Here is a 21,315-nt window from a genome sequence, read left to right as displayed (position 1 = left end):
ATGAACCCCATACCAACCATAACAGTCCCTTTAATCAATATTCCGCTTATTTGGAATTAAAACGCTCGACTTCTTGTTCAAATATTTCTTTAAAAATTTGAATGGCTTGAGGTTGAATAATTTGAGAGACTCGTTGCATCGATTCTACCAATAACTCTGGCATCACACTAATTGTTTTTTGACCCGTTGGGGTTTTATAGAAATCAATCATCGCTTGCAAATCTTCTTCGGTAAAATATTTATCATAAAGGGGATAATAAACTGTTTCCATAATTTTATTAAAATCAAGCTCTTCCATTAATCGCTGATTAAATTGGGTAACAATGCGATTCATATCTTGATTGATTTTATTAATCATTTCTTCTTTCTTGGCTTCCGAAATCCCTGATGATTCAGGAATAATCGATTGTAAAATTCCATTAATCTCTTGTTGCATTTGTGCAGAGGTAATTTGGCTGACATTGCGAAACATTTGTTCACCGCCTGTCAGTTCAATTAATTCCTTGATGAGTTGACGTTTCTGCTCAGGAACCGATTGTTGAGATAATTGTAATTGGGGTTCGCGAACAGATTGCGCGTTGACGGGTGCAGGGACAACCACACCTAAAGATAAAACAGTTGCGAGTAATAAAAGTCGGTTGAAAAACACACTAAACCTCCTGATTTTTGAGAAAATATCGCTAAAAATGCGATCGCCTAGTCAATTTCAATTTCTCTATATTAGCAAAAATAATCAAAAACCTACTGCATTCCGTTGAAAGCCACCGAAAGCAGTGATTGATATTATCAGGAGGAAGAATATATTTTAATAGGGACAAAGAGAACACTGTTCCACACAGGTTCCTGAATTATTAGTATGGATTCTCAGATCATATAACCGATCAACTGCTTCATTAATTAAATGGTTCGCCGTGGCATCTTCCGAGGCATCTTGCGCGGAATCAAGGAGATGAATAATATCGGTAATCTGTTGGAACGCTGCGGTTTTATCTTGATGTAATTGATAAGGACAGAATAGACAACGCATAATCAAGCCTAACTCATAAATCTATCTTTGGAGAAAGAGTTGATTGATGTCATCCGTCCAGAGAAGTAATTTATTCCCCCGTGCAAGTATTCTCCTAAGTGGATTTCGGGTATATTTCTTAAACCTTTCAAGTTAATCTCTCTAGGGGTGCGTGCGCTGCGCTTACACACCCTACGAATTATAATGTTGATGACAGTTTGAGTAAACAATTAAAAGATGTGGTATAATATAAGCCTGGTTGTGTAATCTTTAGATAGAATTTTATTAGAATGGCAACTCAGCCAACGATTGCGATCTCTCACCTTGGTTGCGAAAAAAATCGCATTGACTCCGAACATATCCTCGGTTTACTGGTACAAGCAGGCTATCAAGTCGATTCTAACGAAGAATTAGCCGATTACGTTATTGTAAATACCTGTAGTTTTATTGAAGCCGCGCGGGAAGAATCCGTTCGCACCTTAGTAGAATTAGCAGATGCCAAGAAAAAAATTGTGATCACAGGCTGTATGGCGCAGCACTTCCAAGAACAACTGTTAGACGAACTCCCGGAAGCTGTCGCTGTTGTGGGAACTGGAGATTATCATAAAATTGTCGATGTCATCAAACGGGTCGAACAAGGAGAACGAGTCACCGAAATTTCGGCTGAACCCACCTATATTGCCGATGAAACCGTTCCTCGCTACCGCACCACCAGTGAAGGGGTTGCCTATTTGCGAGTTGCAGAAGGCTGTGACTATCGCTGCGCCTTTTGTATTATTCCCCACTTGCGCGGAAACCAGCGATCGCGTACTATAGAATCAATTGTTACTGAAGCCCAACAATTAGCCGATCAAGGGGTTCAGGAAATAATACTCATTTCCCAAATTACCACCAACTACGGACTGGATCTCTACGGTGAACCCAAACTGGCAGAATTATTAAGGGCATTAGGAAAAGTTGATATTCCCTGGATACGGATGCACTATGCCTATCCAACGGGGCTAACCCCAAAAGTAATTGCAGCAATTCAAGACACCCCGAACGTTTTACCTTATTTAGATTTACCGCTACAACATTCACACCCCGATGTGTTACGGGCGATGAACCGTCCTTGGCAAGGACGAGTCAACGATCAGATTATTGAAAAACTGAAAACCGCCATCCCAGATGCGGTACTGCGTACCACCTTTATTGTTGGCTTTCCAGGGGAAACTGAGGAGCATTTTGAACACCTCCGCGAATTTGTGCAACGTCACGAATTTGATCACGTTGGCGTGTTTACCTTCTCTCCCGAAGAAGGAACCCCGGCTTATCAGTTACCCAATCAACTGCCACAAGAGGTTATGGATGCGCGTCGGGATGCCTTAATGCAGGTACAGCAACCCATTTCCTTGAAACAAAATCAAAAATCTATCGGACAGGTGGTGGATGTTCTCATTGAACAACAACAGCCGCAAACCGGGGAACTCATCGGTCGTTCATCCCGTTTCGCCCCGGAAGTAGACGGGTTAGTCTATATTGAAGGCGAGGCTCGTTTAGGTTCACTGATCAAAGTCCAAATCACCGACGCCGATATTTATGATCTCTATGGGTACGTCTTAGAATAGGTTGTCAATTGAGGGTTAACCCTCAACCGTCAGCCAATTTAAAGAAAACGCGGCAAATTTTAAGAAATTTGTTGTAATGTTTCTGAATATTAAGCGTTATCCTAGAGAGAGATGGTCTATTAAAGGGTCTGATTGACTAGACAACCCCAAAGGTTGTGACTAAGAGTGACTTCAGGAACTTTGAAGACCTTGGAATGTAATTAGGTTCCAAGATGCCCCTGAGACAACGTAACTCGACTTCTGTAGAGAGCTACGTCAAGCGTTATAGCAAAACCAATAAACCTCTGCATCAGAGTACAAGTGTCTCGATTGAATAGGGCAATGGAAGGAACCGGGCTAAAACACATAGACAGGAGAATTAATGAGTCCATCTTTTGCAAGCTTAGGAATTTCCGAAGAACGAGCGAGTTATCTGGAAACAATAGGCTTTACTGAACCAACCGCCATTCAAGTCGAAGCAATTCCCCATATATTGTCTGGACGTGATGTGGTGGGACTGGCTCAAACCGGGACGGGCAAAACAGCCGCCTTCTCATTGCCCATTCTGGAGCAACTAGACACAAGTGCGAAAGGCGTACAAGCGTTAATCCTGACCCCAACTCGTGAGTTGGCCATGCAAGTTAAAGAAGCGATTCGGAAAATGACCGATGATCGCAGCTTGTATGTGTTAACCGTATACGGCGGTCAGTCCATTGAGCGACAAATTCAACGCTTACAACAAGGCGTTCAAATTGTGGTGGGGACACCGGGACGGATTTTAGATTTACTCAATCGCGGCGATCTAAAATTAAACCGGATTAAGTGGTTAGTGTTGGATGAAGCCGATGAAATGTTAAGCATGGGCTTTATTCAAGATGTGGAAAAAATTCTTGAATCTGTAGCGGAAGAACGTCAAACGGCGTTTTTCTCTGCGACGATGGAGCCTTCGATTTGGAAACTGGTGAAGAAATTCCTGAAAAATCCAGTCACCATTAAAGCCGAAAATCCCAAAGCCACTCCCAAACGCATTGAACAGCGTGCTTATATGGCCCCGCGTGGCTGGTCAAAAGCCCGGGCGTTGCAACCGATTTTAGAATTAGAAGATCCAGAATCGGCGATTATTTTTGTCCGCACAAAACAAGCCGCTGCGGAATTAACCACATTCCTGCAATCGGCGGGTCATAGTGTGGATGAATATCATGGCAACTTGAACCAAGCCCAACGGGAACGACTGCTGCAACGCTTCCGCCGTCGTCAAGTGCGGTGGATTGTGGCTACCGACATTGCAGCACGAGGATTAGATGTGGATCATCTTACCCACGTCATTAACTACGATTTACCCGATAACGCGGAAAGTTATGTTCACCGCATTGGTCGGACAGGTCGCGCCGGACGGGATGGGATTGCGATTACGCTGATTCAACCGATTGATCGCCGGAAACTGCGGTTAATCGAGCGTCATTTGCGCCATAACTTTACGGTGTTATCCATTCCTAAGCGCTCGCAAATTGAAGCCCGTTATATTGAACGTCTGCAAGGACGGGTGCGGGAAGCGTTATCCGGTGAACGGGTGGCATCTTTCTTGCCGATTGTGGCGCAATTGGGTGAGGAATACGATCCTCATGCGATCGCCGCCGCCGCCTTACAACTGGCCTACGATCAAACTCGTCCCAGTTGGCTAGATTCTGACTTTGATGCTCCGGAGGAAGAAGCTCAATTAGTGACTTCTAAACCTAAATTAAACCGTCGGATTTCTCGTCCCTCGGTGTCTCAAGGCGTTGAATAACATTCATCGTTAACGGCTCAAAGTCGATTAAAGCAGATTCAGAGACGCGATTTATCGTGTCTCTCAATTTTTTTTGTTAGAGCCGTTGCTATAAAGCTACGCATGATAGTTAGGACAGGCCTCAATCCAGCAAACCCTCTCACCGCTTACAGTCAATCGCTGTTCCCTGTTCCCTGTTCCGTGTTCCCTATTCCCTGCTATATTTTCCAAGAGCAATGCAGACTAATTCTCAGGACTCTAATTTTAACTCGGTCAGACAATGGGCAAATATAACAGCAATTTTAGCCGCATTCGGAATTAATGTATTAGCGAATATAGCTCCTTTTAATGGGTTAACAATTGGAGAAATTTCTAATACTATTTTTAGGAATGTTAAAATTATTCCGGCTAATTATGCCTTTGCAATTTGGGGTTTAATTTATGTAGGATTATTTGCGTTTGCGGGTTATCAAGGATTACCTCAAAACCGTGAAAATCCTCGATTACAAAAATTGGGTTTTTCCATTGTTTTAGCTTGTATTGCCCAGATTATCTGGGTATTTTTATTTCAATATCAAATGTTTTTTCTGTCCCTAGGGGCAATGTTGGCTATTTTAAATTCCTTAATTGTGGGATATTTACGGTTAAATATTGGGAAAGTTAGAGTTGCCAAAAAGGAACGCTGGTGTGTCGATATTCCCATTAGTATTTATTTTGCTTGGATTACTGTTGCCACGATTGTTAATGTCGCTTTAGTTTTAGAAACTTGGCAATGGACAGGGGGAGGAATTTCACCCGAACTCTGGACAGCAATTTTATTAGTCATTGCGGGAACATTAGCCGCTATTTTAATCATTGAACGGGATGAAATAGCTTATCCCTTTGTAATTATGTGGGCACTTTGTGCGATCGCCGTTCGCCAAGCGACGCAACCCATGATTTTAGTCACAGCCATCGCCGTATCCTTATCATTAGGATTATTTGGATTAAGTTTAACCCTTCTGCGTCATCGGAAATCAGTAATTAATAATTAGTCATCAATCAAGAAGTGGACAGTTAATTAGCACTTCACTCTTACACTGATAACTGATAACTGATTTTCCGTCAACCCAAACCCGAAATATGTCAAACTATAGAGGATGGGTTGGAGAACTCGGACTTGGTTAAACAGACAAAGCTATTCACGCAACAGTATCAACGGTTTGATGCTGAGGCTATCTCTGATAAGCGTCTTGATTTTTTGGCGTGGGTATCCCGCAGCAGCGTTATCCTGACGTTAGTATTACTGTCGGCGGGAGTTAGCGTTGCTCAGTCTAAACCGCCTAAGTCTCCAGAACCGAAACCCACAACTCCGACCGAAACCCTGTCCCCCAAGGATCGCAAGGAACTCGAACAACTGCGAGAACAGCAACGTTTACAAGAACAGGTTCAAGCAGAAGCTCAACGAGCCTTTAAACAGACTATGACGCTGTTTAATTTGTTATTAGCGCTGTTAGGGGTATTATTAGCAGCAACGTTGGTGGGGTTATGGTTATTGCGACGGTCTGTTGTCCGAGAAGTCACCATTATTGTTAAAAATCATCTCAATGAATTAGGGGATTTAGAAGGAAAAATAGCAGCCGCAAATCGACAAATGCAAGCGGTGATTCAGGAAACGGATCGAATTGCTCAAGATCTACATTTAGAAGCTGATAATTTCCAGAATGAATTAGGAGACCATCGCAGTCAGATCGGGGAATGGTTAACAGAATTAACCCAGGTTCGTCAACAAGCGATCCAAGAGTTTCAACAGGAAGCGCAAGAAGCGGAACAGGAAATTCATCGCTTAGAAATTGAATTTTCTAAACAATTAGCAGAGTTACAAAATCGAGCCAGTAATCAACAGGATGTAATCTTACAAAATTTAGATAAACTGGGAACAAATTACGGTAATCATTTGGCAGGATTACAAAAAGATGCGGATCAACAACAGAATACAGTTTTAGAGCATTTTAAACAATCAGAAGCGGCTTTAACCACACAATTATCGGAGTTACAACATCAAGTTCAAAACCAACGCGATCGCTTATTCCAAACCTTAGAACAAGTTAGTGCAGACTTTAAAAAGACGGTATCGAGTTGGCAAACGGATGTTCAAGGACAAAAAAATACCGTTGGCAAGAATTTACAACAAATTGAAGCCGAATTAGCTCAAGAGTTATCCCAACTGCAAAAACAGGCGGAAACCCAAAAAGATCGGGTATTTGCGCGTTTAGAACGATATGAAACGGATTTCGCACCGCAATTAGAGGAAGTTCGGATTAAATCTGAACAAAAAGCCCAGGAACAAATTGATTTAGCACTGAGAAATTTAGAGAAATTTGGCAATGATGCCGTTACGAAACTTTCTGATTCTCAAGGTAAAATTCAAGGACAAATGGAGCAGAAACTCCAACGCATTCAACAGTTAGAACAACAAGCGGAAACCCAACTCGCAACCTATCAGCAACAAGTCCAAAGCCAGGTGGATGAAAAGTTACAACGATTACAACAATTAGAAGCAGATTATGCTGCGATTATTGCCGATAGTCAGGCGGGATGGAAAACCCAAAAAGAACGTATTGTCCAACGGTTAGAGAAGTTTGATCAAGATGTGAATGGGGTGATTGAACAGTTAAGAGAAGATTTGCAAACCCGCAAGGATTCTACCTTTAAGAAATTAGATAAATTTGACACGATGTTAACCGAACAGTTAACAGAAGTTCAAGCGGATGCTAATACTCAAAAAGCGGGAATTTACAAAGAATTAGTCGCCATGCAGTCGGAAGCCTTAACAAGAAAAGATGAAATTCTCAAGGAATTAGCCGCAATTTCTCCGACGAATTTAGTCGAATCGGCGGTATCAGAAATGATGCAAAAAATTGAAACGATTACGGAGCAATTAGATCGGTTAAAATCCAACAAACCAGAGTTGTTTTTAAATGTTGAAGATTTTGTTCAGCAGGGAAATGTTTTATTTGCAGAAGGACGTTATGAAGAAGCTTTAGGCGCGTTTCATCAAGTCGTAGAATTGCAACCTACTGATTATCGAGCTTGGCTAAATCGAGGTATGGCTTTAAGTCGATTAAAACGACAAAATGAAGCGATCGCATCCTATAAAAAAGCTTTAGAAATTAAACCCGATTATCATCAAGCTTGGGTGGATTTAGGGGTAACTTATGGTAAATTACAAAAACATCAAGAAGCCTTTGAAGCCTTTGATCAAGCGGTGAAAGTAAAACCCGAAGATGGGGTGGCGTGGTTAAATCGGGGGATGGCGTTACAAGCCATTGAACGTTATTCTGATGCGGTGACATCTTTTGATAAAGCCATTGAATTTGATCCTGATAATTCTAAAGCTTGGAATTATCGAGGGTATGTTTTAATTAAGTTAAAACGGGGAAAAGAAGCGTTAGAAAGTTTAGATCGAGCCTTAGAATTAAAGCCTGATTATGCGGATGCTTACTATAATAAAGCCATTAGTTATGCTCAACAACGTCAAACGGAATTAGCCGTTGAACATTTAGAACAGGCGATTGATTTTAATCCGCGTTATCGAGAAGAAGCTAAAACTGACCCGGATTTATATGGGATTGTGAAGTTTTTGCGTCCGAAAGCCAAACTTCAATCTTGAAGGGAACAGGGAACAGGGAACAGTAAGTTATGACCCTTGTTACAAGGTTTAGTATTGTCAAACACCTTATTTAACAATAGGTGGTCAACCTGGAGCGACAACAGATAAACCTTGAGATTCCCGATTTGCGACTTCTAAATTTAATTCTAATAGAAACTTTAAGGGATCATCGTTGGCTTTGATACCGTAGGCTTTACAAACAAGTTGATCTAATTGAGCGTGGAGTTTAGCAAGTTGACTAGCAGATTCATTAAAAAACTGGTTATAGAGTTGGGTAATTCCCCACTGTTTGCGCTCCATTTGTTCGGTGCGATAGTCATGAATAGCCTGCATTGCTACTCGAATTTCAGTTTTAGTTTTTGCAGGGCAATTTTGAGGAAAAGGGAAAGTTTCAAAACAGGTATTGTGAGTGTAGGCAATATCTGCTTTAAGTGTGGATTTTTGTGCGTGCATCCAGATACGATGAGCGTTAGAAGTTAGGATACCAAGAACATAAAAATCATCAGAAGCCACAACAACTGATTTATCACCGGCTAACCAATTTGATGGAAATGGAATAAAAATTGCCCATTTCGATACTCTAGGAACTGCGAAACAATAAGGTAAAATTGCTAGAGCTTTTCGCATTTCGCCACGAGTTCTGTGAAAAGTCCACCAAAGTTGTTTAGCCCTACTGTCTCTATTAGTATCTCGCTCTGGTTTTACATTGGTTTTAACATGGTTGAAAGGAAGTTTGTATTCATTAGCATCTTCTAAACTCATATCATCAAAATCAATAATCCATCGATCAGGTTTACCGTGAGGATTTTGTGCTAAGTTTGCACCCATCGAAAAGAGTTTGAGAACTTTTTGATTTGTGGGATCGGTTTTAATCCATTGTTGTACTTCTTTTTCTGTTACAATAAATCCCTTACCGTTAGGAATCACACCTTGAAAACACAAGTTAAGATTTGCCTTCAGTCGCACGGCTTGAGAAACATCAACCTCGGCTTTCAAAGCAGAATTAATGTTTGAGACAATTTTATGATCTATCCGGTAAGTTAATTCTTGATTGTCAGAAGTTTTCAGCCAATTAATAATACTGATATGTACTTTAGCTTCACCAGACCAAGGTTGTGTAGAAATAACATCATAAATACAGCCCCCATTTTGAGTAATATAATCTAAGGAAACTTTACGGCTTTTCCCCTGAGAAATAGAATTAGTTGCTACTAAACCAGCACGGCAATTTTCCCCCAAATGATTATGGGTAAGACGAAACCAGTAAGTACAAAAATCCACATCTTTAACATCAGGAAATTTGGCAAAAATGCGATCAACATATTCATCCCCTAAAACTAAACGAATATGTTTACCACCCAAAAATGGAGGATTACCAACGACTACATTAACAGGTTCCCAATCACAAAATAAAGCATCATCACAGCGAATATTTTGATCTAAATTATCAAGAGGTAATGCCTGATCTAAGTCTAATGCTAAGTTCATCTGTACCACATTTAGCAAATTATTTTCTTCATCCAGGGCTAATTTTTTAGCCAACATTAAGGTTACTTTTGCTAATTCTACTGCAAAGGGTTTAATATCAATCCCGTAAAATTGGCTGGTTTTTACTAACGACATCGTACCAATGGTATTAGCAGCACGGGTAAAATTTTGATGAATTTTGCTGAGTAATTGGGCTTCTAGTCGCTTGAGTTCCCGATAAGCAACATAGAGAAAATTACCACTCCCACAAGCCGGATCAAGGACTTTAAAATTAACTAATTCTTGCCGCAGTGCCAGTAAGTCTTTTAGAGTATTTGCGGCTTCAATTCGTTCTCGCCAAGGACGGGTAATCGTGGGTAAAACTACTTTTTGAATATCAGCTTCGCTGGTGTAGTGAGCACCTAAAGCATGACGTTCTTCTTTACCCATACTAGACTCAAATAACCCGCCAAAAATCGCAGGTTCCACTTTTGACCAACGTTCCGTTGCTGCGTCTAATAATAAGTCAATTTCGCTTCGGGTAAGGTGTAGGGGTTCAACAGTTGAGAAAATTCCCCCATTAAAATAAGGTACATTGTGATAGTAACTGTCTTGAGGAGCAGGGCGATTACTTCCCATCTGTCGAAATAAACCCCCAATCAAATCATAAGAACTAAATTTATTTGTCTGGCAATTTGTTAAAAATTCAGTGAATAAACCTCTGGGGAGTAAATCAATATCTTCTGCAAACAAAGCCACTACACACTGAAGAATAAACCGTTGAGCGGTTTCTACGGTTTCCCCTCGCTCTACTAAACGATTGAAAACTTGAGCTACTTTATTAGCAGCATTTCGAGTTACATCAATTTTATTATTATTAAATAAAGGCTTTTTATTTTCACGAAACAGAAAGTTAAAAGCCGTAAAACGAGCAGGTAATTCTTCCAAACTCACCCGATCTACAGGTTCCCTAAGCTGAAGATCAAAATCATAAATCCAAAATTCATCAAAATTACAAAGCACTACATATTGAGGACGTTGTGGCACTAATTCCAACCAATATTCAAAAGCTTGCTGATAGTGTTTTTCTAGTTTTTCACCCCGTTTTTTCATTTCTAATAATAATCGAGGTCGCCACAATAAATCAGCAAATTTTGTAGTTTTCCCTTTAGCTTTCACCCGATATTCTAGTTCGGCTCCTGCTTCTTTATAGCCTTGATGACCGAAGGCTTGAAACAGGCGATCGCAAAATACTTGTGCCTCCCCTTTTTCGTCACCTTTCAAAGTTCGGGCGTAGTCAATAAAGGTGTTAATATTAGTTAGTGTATTGGTCATTATAACAGTATAAGTATCAGACATCGCCTTTAACATTATATATCCTCATGCTCAAAAGCCGACCTGATTTCATTAATTATTAATAGTGCTAACCCTAGGAGATACTTTTTCTTTTTTTCGATAATCCTTGACTTTTTGGAGTTTTTCTATTAGAGTATTTAAGGGTGCTTTTCTTATATTGGTGATCCTCAATTAGTTGTTATGGTTTTAACAAATTCCTCTCCTAACCCTGTTCCTATTTCCCTGAATTTATCAGGTGGAATTGCACTCGGAGCTTATATGGCGGGGGTATGTTTTGAATTAGTAAGACAAGCCAGAAAAGACAATGCTCCGTTGTTAATTGATTTGATCACAGGTGCTTCTGCGGGAGCGATGACAGGAGCAATTACGGCTTATTATTTATTAAATCGAGAGATTTTAGATAGTGACTATGAAGCTCAGAATTTATTAGCCCAAGCGTGGGTTGAACGGGCGGATATGAAAGATATTGATACGGTTTTCGCCATTGAAGATTACCGTCAAGCTTTAAAGAATGTATTTAAAAGTGAGAATGAAAGTTTATTATCTCAAAAAGGAATTAAAAATATTGCCAATTTAATTACTCAAAATACAGACCAACTTAAGATTCATCAACCGTTGGCTTTAGTGATGACGGTTACGAACTTACAAGGTTTATTAGTCACCTATGAAAATAAATGTCGGAATTATTCAGGAATTCCCGCTATTAATCATGCAGAAACTCGTCGCTTTTTGTTTCATTCTGAGTTAAATCGTCAAGGCGATCGCTTACAAAAAATCTGGAATAAAGTTGTTGATAGTAGTTTAATTTCTGGGGCTTTTCCTCTGGCTTTTCCTCCCGTTGAAGATCGATCAAATATTAAAAGTTATAACTTAAAAAATTTAAGTCCAGCTTATTTTACAATTTGTTCTAAATCTGGTGAACAACAGTTAGATCCGACTTTACCGATGTTTTGTCCCCAGGAAAATCTGAAATTTTGGTATACTGATGGGGGAATTTTAGATAATTTACCGATTTTAAAAGCCATTGATTTAGAAGCGAATATTCGATTAAGTTCTTTGCCGAATTCAGAGTCTTTCCTTCAAGAAGAAGGTCGAGATTTTCTTAAGTTTAGTCATGAATTTAACCGCAAAGTTAAAACAGAGCGAGATGATCGATTGTATGTTTATGTTTCTCCCTATTCTTTAGAAAATTTAGATAGTAAACCTAGTTTGAAGAAGAATCAGTTTAATCTTTTGGATTTGTTGTTTAAAGGATTGAAAATTCCCTCCATTCAACAGGATGCGATGCAGTTAAAACAAATTGTTCAAATTAATGAACAAGTGGATTATAAAGAAAAGATATTATCGAGTTTAGAAACGTTATCAGAACATTCACCGGAAGACACACTTTCTCAAATTAAAGCTGACCTAGAAAAAGCTATCCCCTATCATCATATTCAACTCTCACCTATTACACCTTTAATTTTAAATCAAATTAGTTTGATTGAGGATATAGAAGCTCGAACGCAACTGGAAGCCCTTTATCAAAAATTCCGTTCTTTGTTTAAAACTCCGATTGTAGAAGAACCCAAGGATGCAGATGAACTATTAGCATCGGATTTTCTCAACGCTTTTGGCGGTTTTTTTGATAAAAAATATCGAGAACAGGATTTTATTTTAGGGCGACTGTGTGGTTTAACTTGGCTCCATTTAAACTTTTCAAAAATTGATACCCAAGACTCTATTTTAACATTAAATCAACTGTTTAATTCGGGTCAAGTTCAATTTGATAATCCTAAGTTTAAAGATCTCAAGATTAGCTATAGAATTCGCTTAATCCGAATTTTAGTTCGAGCGCTGCGAATGATGACCGCCCAAACTCAAATGAAACAAAGCAAGAAAGTTATACTCTGGATCGTTCAAGTCATTTTCCTTCCCTTATTTTTAATCATTGAACTTCTATTAACCTTGGCTTTAATGTTGACTGAAGTTATTGAAGTTTTTTTAGCAAAAATGATTAAAAAATAAGAAAGATTCCCGAAAATACCCGACACCCCCAAAACTTATCGATCTAATTTATTTGGAATTCCTTCGCAACCTCCGGGGATGGTTTTTCGAGATTTAGAACCGCACCATGCACAGCAATAATAGCGATTTTCTTCTGATAGATTTTCAATCCCAGTAAAGTCAGCATTTTCCACAACAGCCCCTGTATGTTCTCCGGTATTAAAATTAGGAATTAAGGTTTTACTGCGAGGAGAAGCTGTTTCTGGCGAACCATAAAACAGTCTGATAGCACGCAAATTTGTATAAGATAAATTGGCTTCATAGAGAATCGATCTGGCTAAATTAGCGCGAACTAAATCACATCCCTGTAAATTAGCTTTGACTAAATTCGCATCACTGAGATCCGTGCGTCGGAGGTCAGTTTGAGATAAATCTGCACCCGCTAACATCGCCCCTAAATCAATCACTCGTACCCCATGATCTCGATCTTCTGCATAATTGCCATTTCCATCTAACATTGGACGTCCTAAATGGCGATCGCGTTGTAATGGAGTAATTAATTTAGCTTGGGATAAAAACCTCAGAATTTTGGCTTTTCCTTCCGCATCAACACTTTTAATAATCGCCGATGTTCGTCCTTCTGCAATTACTCGTTCTTGGGGCCAATCTTCTAATAATCCTTGTTCTCCTAATGCTAAATCTGAGACTCCCTGAAAATAAGCATCAATCGTTTGTTGTTGAGTAATTCGGTTTTGTTGAATCGTTAAATCTCTGGAAATAATATACTGTCGCCAAGCTACATAAACGGCAAGAATCGCAATTAAAATTTGACCTAATGCTCCTCCTAAATCCCCTAAAGCGCCAATTGCATCCCAATTAATCGTAATATTACTGACTTCATTTGCGGTGTTAGCATTACTAAAAATAACTAACCCAATTAAAGAGCCTAAAATCCCAAAACAAGCAATAATTAAACTACGCCAGCTTGCTGGAATTAAAGTTGTCCAAACTTTACCCCAACCTGACCAGATCAAGCGCAGGGAAACTACCAATGTTGCCAAAGCACTGACATATCCTAGGGTAATATTATCGATTCCTAGCCCTAAAATCATCAAAGCCATCGCTGATAGCACGACGATTGAACCCGATACAGAACTGGGATGATCCTCCAAAATTGGGTTTTGGGTCTCGATCTCCCAAGATTCCCCAGAATTCAGTTGTATTTCCTCCATGGGGGGGGGTAGATGGGGGGAATCGTGTGGCTGAAGTACCCCACCATTAAGGCTTTCAGGGTTCTCCTGAACTTCTTGGGAATGAGACGAGGATGAATTGGGATCCATTGTCATTGATTAACCTTAGTTATATTGATTTTGTTGTCTAGTGTCTGGTGTCTGTTATCTGTTAACGGTCAACTCTCAACAGTTAAAAACCCGATAGCTGACAAATAATTTCAAGTTAAATTATCCTGATTTTAACTAAATCTGTCTTAACATTGGATCATTCTTTGGGAATGTGAGTTTTGTGGATAGTTAATATTCAACTCCAGAGGGTACAAATTAGACAATTTTGCATTGATAGATTAATTGTACCTTAAATTGCCAATAAAGCCAACTAAAATTATGGTTAATAATTCGTTTAAAAGAGAGCCCAGAAAATGAATTAGCTCGAAAGTTATCAATCTACCTGTAAAAAAACAGATATTTAGAGGAGCCATCAATTTATGCGTGAACAACTTAAATTATTTTTTAAACTTCTAAATGCTCGACTTTCTGCAACCATCACACTTTGGGTATTTTTGAGTTTGGTGTTTGTCGAGATTTTAATTCTAATTCCTTCAGTGTATCAACGTCAGCAGGAATTGTTGAAACGCTTACCTACAATGTCGGCGGGTAAAATTGCCTGGATGATTGAAACCTATCCTTATCAATCCGATGCTGAACTTCTACAACAATTAAGTCATTTACATTATTTGAATCCTGAGATTTTAGGCGGTGCTGTTTATCGAAATACCGGAGAATTAATCGGTGAATTTGGTGAACCCCCCCTTCTAAGCTTTGCACAGGCGGTGAAAGGTGAAACATTATATTTGCGTCAAGAACAAGGCGATCGCTATGATGTTGCTTGTAATACACTTCTGATCAAAAATAAATATCTTGTGATTATTCGTCATGACGCTTCCAGCATCAATGCTGATATTTACGCTTATATTTTAAGAATTGCTGGGTTGGTTTTAATTATTGCTATTTTTGTCACCTCAACAACTTTATTTGTTTTAGGGAAAACGGTTATTGTCCCAATTTTGAAACTACGATTAGATTTAATGGAAGCGGGAAAAGCTATTGTTAATAACAAACCTGCACCTAAATTTTATTCCCAATTAATTCAAAGAAATGATGAACTCGGTGATGTCATTGCTACCTTTAAAACGATGTTTAACCAAATTTATCAAGCCACCCTAGAACGGAATCAAGCAGAAATGGCTCTGCGGTTAGAAAAAGATAAATCTGAGCAATTATTACTGAATATTTTACCCTTTGCCATTGCTGAAAAGCTCAAAAAAGAGCAAGGTTGTATTGCTGATCGATTTGAAGAAACGACGATTTTATTTGCAGACCTAACGGATTTTACAGGAATGGCTTCTCGTCGTTCTCCTACACAAATTGTAACGTTTTTGAACGAAATTTTTTCTGAATTTGATCGTTTGGCAGATAAATATCAGTTAGAAAAAATTAAAACCATTGGTGATGCTTATATGGTGGTGGGTGGTATTCCCATGCCTCGATTGGATCATGCAGAAGCGATCGCAGAAATGGCGTTAGAAATGCAATCTATTATTCAACAATTTCGCCAACAAGATAATCAATTATTAAACCTTAGAATTGGGATTAATACAGGGCCAGTTGTTGCTGGAGTGATTGGATTAAAAAAATTTAGTTATGATTTATGGGGAGATGCCGTTAATATTGCCTCTCGGATGGAATCTCATGGTTTATCAGGACAAATTCAAGTCAGTCAAACCACCTATCAAAAACTTCAAGAAAACTATTTATTTGAAGAACGGGGGATAATTTTAATTAAAGGGAAAGGCGAAATGCGAACCTATTGGTTAATAGGGAAAAAATAAACCCTGCTTTATCGACGAATTATTTAGCTAAGGGAAGGCAAAATTGAAAGGTACTGCCTTCTCCTAAACGACTGGAAACGGCAATTCTTCCCCCTTGTAATTCTACCAAACGGCGAGTAATTGCTAATCCAATTCCAGTTCCTCCTGAATTCCGAGAACGAGAACGATCAGCCCGCCAAAAGCGTTCAAAAACATGGGGTAAATCTTCTGGAGAAATACCAATTCCAGTGTCCATAACAGCAACCCAGAAAAAGTTTAAATCATTACCTGTTTTAACAAGAATGGTTCCCGTTTCAGTATAGCGAATCGCATTGCCTAATAAATTAACTAAAATTTGTTCAGTTCGGTCTAAATCTGCTAATACTAGCGGTGAATCAGGTTTAGAATCTAACTGAAGAGTCGGCCCTTCTTCTAAGAGTTGATCTGAAAAACGTTGGACTAAAGATGTTAATAAAGGATATAAATTAACGGGTTTTTGATGAATGGGTAAATAGCCGGATTCAACTTTTGAAAGTTCTTGTAAATCATTGACTAATCGTTCTAAGCGTTTAGTTTCTTTCGCTAATTGTTGATAAATTAATGGAGAAGGTTCAATATGACCATCGGCTATTTCTTCCAAATATCCCCTAACAATGGTTAACGGAGTTCTTAATTCATGGGTTAAATCACTAATTAATTCTCTTCGTTCTTTCTCAACATTTTGTAAACTAGCAGCCATTTTATTAAAACTTAAGGCTAATTGATTTAACTCAGGAATATCGCTGAAAGACATTCGTTCTGACCATTCTCCAGAGGCAAATTTCTGAGTAATTTCTTCCATTTGGGTGAGTGGTTTAGTAATGCGTTGGGTTAACCAATAACTCAGCCCTACGGCGGCAGTTGTTCCCGCTAAAACTGACCAAAAGGTGCTGCGGTTCCAAGCAATTTCAAAGCCTTCTATTAGACGAGTACGAATATATTGTAACCGAAATCCTGGGCCTTCAAGTTGTTCTAAATTACTGACAAAAAAGCGAGGAGAAGATATTTTTCCAATAATCACTAAGGATGTTACCCCAATTAACATCACTAATAAATGGGATAAAAATAAACGTCCTCGTAAACCAACTTTAGCCATATTTGAGATCTTGCTTCTGGAATTCATTTCATCATAAAGCAGGATTGGCTTTTTTAGGAGGGGAATCACCGCAGCCGAGTTGGAAGTCAATATTGTACCGAATTTTCTCCAACTCAATAGCTATCATTCCTGAATTTAAACTTAAAGAATGATATAGCAATCCCANCATCCATTACCCTATCCCCCTTCTAGCTACCCATCTGGTTTATTTTCTAATTTTACTCCTCGGAGACTGACAGAAGAGGGATAGGTTGTAATCATTTAAAACTGATATGAAACAGCTAGAAGTATTACCCCTTTTCCCTGTTCCCAGTTAAGCTGTTCCCTTTTGAGCAGAAATTTTGGATACAAATCAAATAGGATTGCTATAGCTAACGATATTAATGAAGAGTCATATTTTAAGCTTTTTTACTCAGGGAATTGACTAAGGATTTGTATTGACTGCTTTCAGTTAAAGCAGGATTAATTCCAAACCAACGACCGTCTTGATCCCGATATTCAAAAACGAACATACTCCGCAGTAAAGTTTGACATTCATCTTCTCCCGTTACTTTTTGAGTTTTCACGACTCTTAACAATAATTCCCATTCTTCATGGTTAATTGCCCCTAAAAGATCATCTCGATATTCTTGAATAACTTGCTCTAAACAAGAACGGGTAAAAGGGGGATCTTCTTGTTGTAAACAACTGTACATCAACATCAATAAACGTCGAATATGACCCCCACTAATCCAACATAATCGCTCTAGGGTTTCAGGACTATCAAATAAAACAGAAATCTGAGATAAACGATTTTCTGGTGGCAGATCAGGAAAGGCTCGTGCTAGAACCATTTGTTGTAATTTTATCATGCCATTGGGATTCTGCACTCCATCCCGAAGACGGACGGGAACCATCGGTAACACTTTAGGTTTGACTCCAAACCGACTGGAAAGCCGATCATAATCATTAGAAAACATTAAGGTTAGGGGAATGGTAAAAACCACATGACAATTGAGACGTTTGAGTTGTTCACCTCGATCTACAAATAAATATTCCGGTTGAGTTCTTCCCCAAGGTTTAGGAGAACTATCAATCCGATCTAAATTATCTACAATAACGACAATTCCTTTTTTTCCTTTCGCCTGTAACGCACTATTAGCTCGTCCCAAAAGTTCATCATTAATCGCGTCTAAAATACTACTGGTGCGCGGTTCTAAATATTGCCGTAACTGAGACCGTAATTTTGGAGAATCTTTAGTTTTGGCCGTAATTTTAGCAATTCCAACGGATAATTCGGCTTCCGCAGATAGCTGAATGGGCGTTTGCATCAACTCAGAAATTTCTGTAAATAAGTTGGCAAAGTATCCCGGTTTCAGACGAATTTGAGTCGCTTCTAAACTTTCGCTCACCTGACGAGCAATCATTAATAAAATATCGCTAATATCCACATCTGCCATATCGAGATTTTGAGAAGATTCAAAATAAACGACATGATAGTCCTGACGCTCTAACAGATCTTTAAGACGAAATAATTCTGTTGATTTCCCACATCCTATATGACCACTAAACAATTGACAGGTGGGTTCATCATGGGAGAGTAAAGTAATAGTTCGGCTCAATTCTCGGATGATATCACTCCCTCGGACAGATGAAAAATCGATGTAATATTTTCGATCTTCCGGGTTTGCCATGTCAATGGTCTTACTGGGATTACACGCTTTATAGAATCTACTTAAATCAAGCTCAATCACAATTAGACTCTTAACCTCTGTATCAATTTAACGGTCAACTCTTACTCTTAGTTTACCGATAGCAAGCAGGTTTTAGGATGAGGGGGATCAGTCATTGGGGGGGACAGGGGACAGTTACATCGAGAAAGGTTTATAATAATTTCTGCGTGAAAATACAGATAAAATAAGGATTAAGAATACAATACAATCAAGTTAATACACAAAATAAACCCTTAATCTCAGGGTAGAAAGCGATCGCTCAACTCCAACCGATCACAGACACAGCGAGAGCGAATATGTTAAATTATCTGCGAAACCTTGAAATGATGGGGAATCAAAAACCAGTGATAAGGTGGAAATCCTGGCAAATGGGTAACAAGCAATGACCAATCTGGGATCTGTTTCAACGAATGAATTAGGACGTCGGCGTCAGCAGTTACGGCGTCAACGGCGGATTAAATTAGTTCAAGTGCTTTGGCAAGTTATGGCGGTCAGTAGTTTGACCGGAGGTTTATTTTGGTTGATTAATCAACCCATCTGGTTTATTCGCCAACCCGAACAAATCAAAGTTGAAGGAAATCAACTGTTATCGGATCAAATGGTTCGCTCTTTATTGCCCCTATCTTATCCCGAATCCCTGTGGAAAATTCAACCCCAAGCCTTAGCAGAAAGCCTAGAATCACGGGGACAAATTGCCTCAGCTAATGTGACTCGTCAGTTATTTCCTCCGAGTTTAATGATCAATATTCAAGAACGACAACCTGTTGCAGTTGCTTATCCCACCTCAAACGTTTCTGATAATAGAAACAATCAGCAAATTGGATGGTTAGATGCGACCGGGGATTGGATGCCGTTGGAGAACTATACAGAATTAGAAAAATCCAAACAATTACCGAGTTTGAAAGTGATTGGAAATATTAACCAATATCATCCCTACTGGTCACTTGTTTATCAAGCTCTAATTCGCAGTCCTGTGAAAATTCAGCAAATCAATTGGGAAGATCCCAATAATTTAATTCTGGAAACAGAAATTGGTACAGTTCATCTAGGCCCCTATAGTTCTAAATTTCCTGAACAGTTACGAGTGATTGATCGGATGAGAAATGTTCCTCAAAAATTAGATAAAAGCAAAATGATGTATTTTGATCTAAAAAATCCTAATCAACCCCTTGTACAAATGCGACCGGAAAGTACCGCCCAACGAACGGCTGCTGAGGAGGAATCCACGTCTAATTAAACTAAAAGAATCGGGGATATAAAAATCAGAAATATCACAATATTTCAACGGCTTCATCAAGGGGTAAAATACAGTCCGGTTGATTATAGGTTGCACGATTAACTTTAGAACTCACCGGATAAACCCTTAAGTTAGGATTGTGTTGAACCAAGGATAAAATAGTTTCAGAATCTTTGAGAGTAGGATCAAGCCATTGAGAATAAACGGTAGGAGATAAAATAATCGGCATTCGTTCATGAACAAGACGAACTGTTTCGTTAGCAGCTTGGGTTAAAATTGTACAAGAAACATTTTCTTCTCCGTTAGGATTGTTCCAACGTTCCCATAATCCCGCAAATCCAAAGGGTTGATGATTCTCTAACTGAAAATAATAAGGTTGTTTGGTTTTACCTTGATGTTGCCATTCATAGAACCCATCCGCTAAAATCAAACATCTTTGAGAACGAATTGCTTGCCGAAATGCTGGTTTTTCTGTAACGGTTTCTACCCTAGCATTGATGAGTTTGTATCCAATCTTTTCATCTTTTGCCCAATGAGGAATTAACCCCCAGTGCATGAGTTGAAACTGTCGTTCTTGCTGTTCTAAATCCTGTCTAATGGTAGCAATGGTTTGGGCTGGAGCAATGTTATATTGAGGGATAAAATCAGGAACCGATGATACATTAAAGGTTTGAGCGATCGCTGTTTTTGAACAGACTAAACTAAAACGTCCACACATAATAAAATCCTCTATGACATCTGAAAAAATTAACCGAAATTCCCTCAATATTGACTTACCGGATGGTTGTGTTTTACGTCCAGCAACCCCCCAAGATAGCCTGAAAATTTTGTGGTTAGTATTAAAGGATATGCTTGATCCAACTCAATTACGCTGGCAACAATTTTGGGTGATAGAATCCCATAAACAAATTATAGCTTGTGGACAACTGCGACAGTTTAGTGATGTTGAAGAATTGGGGAGTTTGGTGGTTAGTCGAGCTTGGCGAGGAAAAGGTTTAGGGGCTATTTTAGTGGAACATTTAATTCAAGAATCTACAAAACCTCTTTATTTGGAATGTCTAGGACAAAACTTGGCTAATTTCTATACTCGTTTTGGGTTTATTCCCGTCGATTTTTCGGCTTTACCCACTTCTATTAAACCCAAATTTGGCATTTCCAATTGGGCAAAAATTTTATTGAAAATTCCGGTTATTTTTATGTATAGAAGGGAACAGGGAACGGGGAACAGAAAGAAACAAAGTTCGCCCTATAGATAGGTTTGAGCATTTGTCTTTGTAAAAGACAGTTTTTGCTACTCGTATATAGTGTTT

At 39.0% G+C, this 21,315-nt stretch carries 15 protein-coding genes; 8 read left to right on the top strand and 7 right to left on the bottom strand.

Going from position 1 to position 21,315, the window contains the following annotated elements; translation table 11 throughout:
- Nucleotides 1-46: 46 nt before the first annotated feature.
- Complete coding sequence (locus PL9214_RS11415) at nucleotides 47-649, bottom strand: DUF2059 domain-containing protein (protein WP_072718938.1); 603 nt, start codon at nucleotides 647-649, stop codon at nucleotides 47-49.
- Nucleotides 650-805: 156 nt separating this feature from the next.
- Nucleotides 806-1,027, bottom strand: a complete 222-nt coding sequence (locus PL9214_RS11410) for a hypothetical protein (RefSeq protein ID WP_072718937.1) — start codon at nucleotides 1,025-1,027, stop codon at nucleotides 806-808.
- 269 nt (nucleotides 1,028-1,296) lie between these two features.
- Between PL9214_RS11410 and rimO the strand changes: the two genes are divergently transcribed.
- The 4 genes from rimO (at nucleotide 1,297) to PL9214_RS11390 (ending at nucleotide 8,009) form a co-directional block, all read left to right on the top strand.
- Nucleotides 1,297-2,613, top strand: a complete 1,317-nt coding sequence (rimO, locus tag PL9214_RS11405) for a 30S ribosomal protein S12 methylthiotransferase RimO (RefSeq protein ID WP_072718936.1) — start codon at nucleotides 1,297-1,299, stop codon at nucleotides 2,611-2,613.
- 361 nt (nucleotides 2,614-2,974) lie between these two features.
- Complete coding sequence (locus tag PL9214_RS11400) at nucleotides 2,975-4,378, top strand: DEAD/DEAH box helicase (protein ID WP_072718935.1); 1,404 nt, start codon at nucleotides 2,975-2,977, stop codon at nucleotides 4,376-4,378.
- Between the two features lie 215 nt (nucleotides 4,379-4,593).
- On the top strand, nucleotides 4,594-5,391 hold the full coding sequence (locus tag PL9214_RS11395; protein WP_072718934.1) for a TspO-related membrane protein: 798 nt from the start codon (nucleotides 4,594-4,596) through the stop codon (nucleotides 5,389-5,391).
- Nucleotides 5,392-5,516: 125 nt separating this feature from the next.
- Nucleotides 5,517-8,009, top strand: coding sequence for a tetratricopeptide repeat protein (locus PL9214_RS11390; protein ID WP_083579976.1), 2,493 nt, complete (start codon nucleotides 5,517-5,519; stop codon nucleotides 8,007-8,009).
- A gap of 84 nt (nucleotides 8,010-8,093) precedes the next feature.
- On the opposite strand, the gene PL9214_RS11385 is transcribed toward PL9214_RS11390, so the two are convergent.
- Nucleotides 8,094-10,811 (bottom strand): class I SAM-dependent DNA methyltransferase, encoded by a 2,718-nt coding sequence (locus PL9214_RS11385; RefSeq protein ID WP_072719122.1) that lies wholly within the window; start codon nucleotides 10,809-10,811, stop codon nucleotides 8,094-8,096.
- Between the two features lie 201 nt (nucleotides 10,812-11,012).
- Between PL9214_RS11385 and PL9214_RS11380 the strand changes: the two genes are divergently transcribed.
- Nucleotides 11,013-12,839: a patatin-like phospholipase family protein gene (locus tag PL9214_RS11380; protein WP_072718933.1), complete on the top strand. Its 1,827-nt coding sequence runs from the start codon at nucleotides 11,013-11,015 to the stop codon at nucleotides 12,837-12,839.
- 35 nt (nucleotides 12,840-12,874) lie between these two features.
- On the opposite strand, the gene PL9214_RS11375 is transcribed toward PL9214_RS11380, so the two are convergent.
- Nucleotides 12,875-14,164 (bottom strand): pentapeptide repeat-containing protein, encoded by a 1,290-nt coding sequence (locus PL9214_RS11375; RefSeq protein ID WP_083579975.1) that lies wholly within the window; start codon nucleotides 14,162-14,164, stop codon nucleotides 12,875-12,877.
- Nucleotides 14,165-14,538: 374 nt separating this feature from the next.
- On the opposite strand from PL9214_RS11375, the gene PL9214_RS11370 reads away from it, so the two are divergent.
- Nucleotides 14,539-15,942, top strand: a complete 1,404-nt coding sequence (locus PL9214_RS11370) for an adenylate/guanylate cyclase domain-containing protein (protein WP_072718931.1) — start codon at nucleotides 14,539-14,541, stop codon at nucleotides 15,940-15,942.
- 19 nt (nucleotides 15,943-15,961) lie between these two features.
- Here the strand turns inward: PL9214_RS11370 and PL9214_RS11365 are convergent, their stop codons facing one another.
- Together PL9214_RS11365 and PL9214_RS11360 are read right to left on the bottom strand one after the other, a co-directional pair.
- Nucleotides 15,962-17,056, bottom strand: coding sequence for a sensor histidine kinase (locus PL9214_RS11365; protein WP_072718930.1), 1,095 nt, complete (start codon nucleotides 17,054-17,056; stop codon nucleotides 15,962-15,964).
- A gap of 398 nt (nucleotides 17,057-17,454) precedes the next feature.
- On the bottom strand, nucleotides 17,455-18,789 hold the full coding sequence (locus tag PL9214_RS11360; RefSeq protein WP_245824234.1) for a P-loop NTPase fold protein: 1,335 nt from the start codon (nucleotides 18,787-18,789) through the stop codon (nucleotides 17,455-17,457).
- A 361-nt stretch (nucleotides 18,790-19,150) separates the two neighbouring features.
- Between PL9214_RS11360 and PL9214_RS11355 the strand changes: the two genes are divergently transcribed.
- Entirely contained in the window at nucleotides 19,151-20,005 is an 855-nt protein-coding gene (locus PL9214_RS11355; protein WP_072718928.1) for a cell division protein FtsQ/DivIB, read from the top strand.
- A gap of 34 nt (nucleotides 20,006-20,039) precedes the next feature.
- Here the strand turns inward: PL9214_RS11355 and PL9214_RS11350 are convergent, their stop codons facing one another.
- Entirely contained in the window at nucleotides 20,040-20,723 is a 684-nt protein-coding gene (locus tag PL9214_RS11350) for an SOS response-associated peptidase (RefSeq protein ID WP_072718927.1), read from the bottom strand.
- Nucleotides 20,724-20,736: 13 nt separating this feature from the next.
- On the opposite strand from PL9214_RS11350, the gene PL9214_RS11345 reads away from it, so the two are divergent.
- On the top strand, nucleotides 20,737-21,261 hold the full coding sequence (locus PL9214_RS11345) for a GNAT family N-acetyltransferase (protein WP_072718926.1): 525 nt from the start codon (nucleotides 20,737-20,739) through the stop codon (nucleotides 21,259-21,261).
- Nucleotides 21,262-21,315: the final 54 nt, after the last annotated feature.

This window comes from Planktothrix tepida PCC 9214, assembly GCF_900009145.1.
GTDB lineage: Bacteria > Cyanobacteriota > Cyanobacteriia > Cyanobacteriales > Microcoleaceae > Planktothrix > Planktothrix tepida.
Note: the sequence above shows the minus strand (reverse complement) of the source record. Positions and strands in the feature narration are given on the sequence as shown.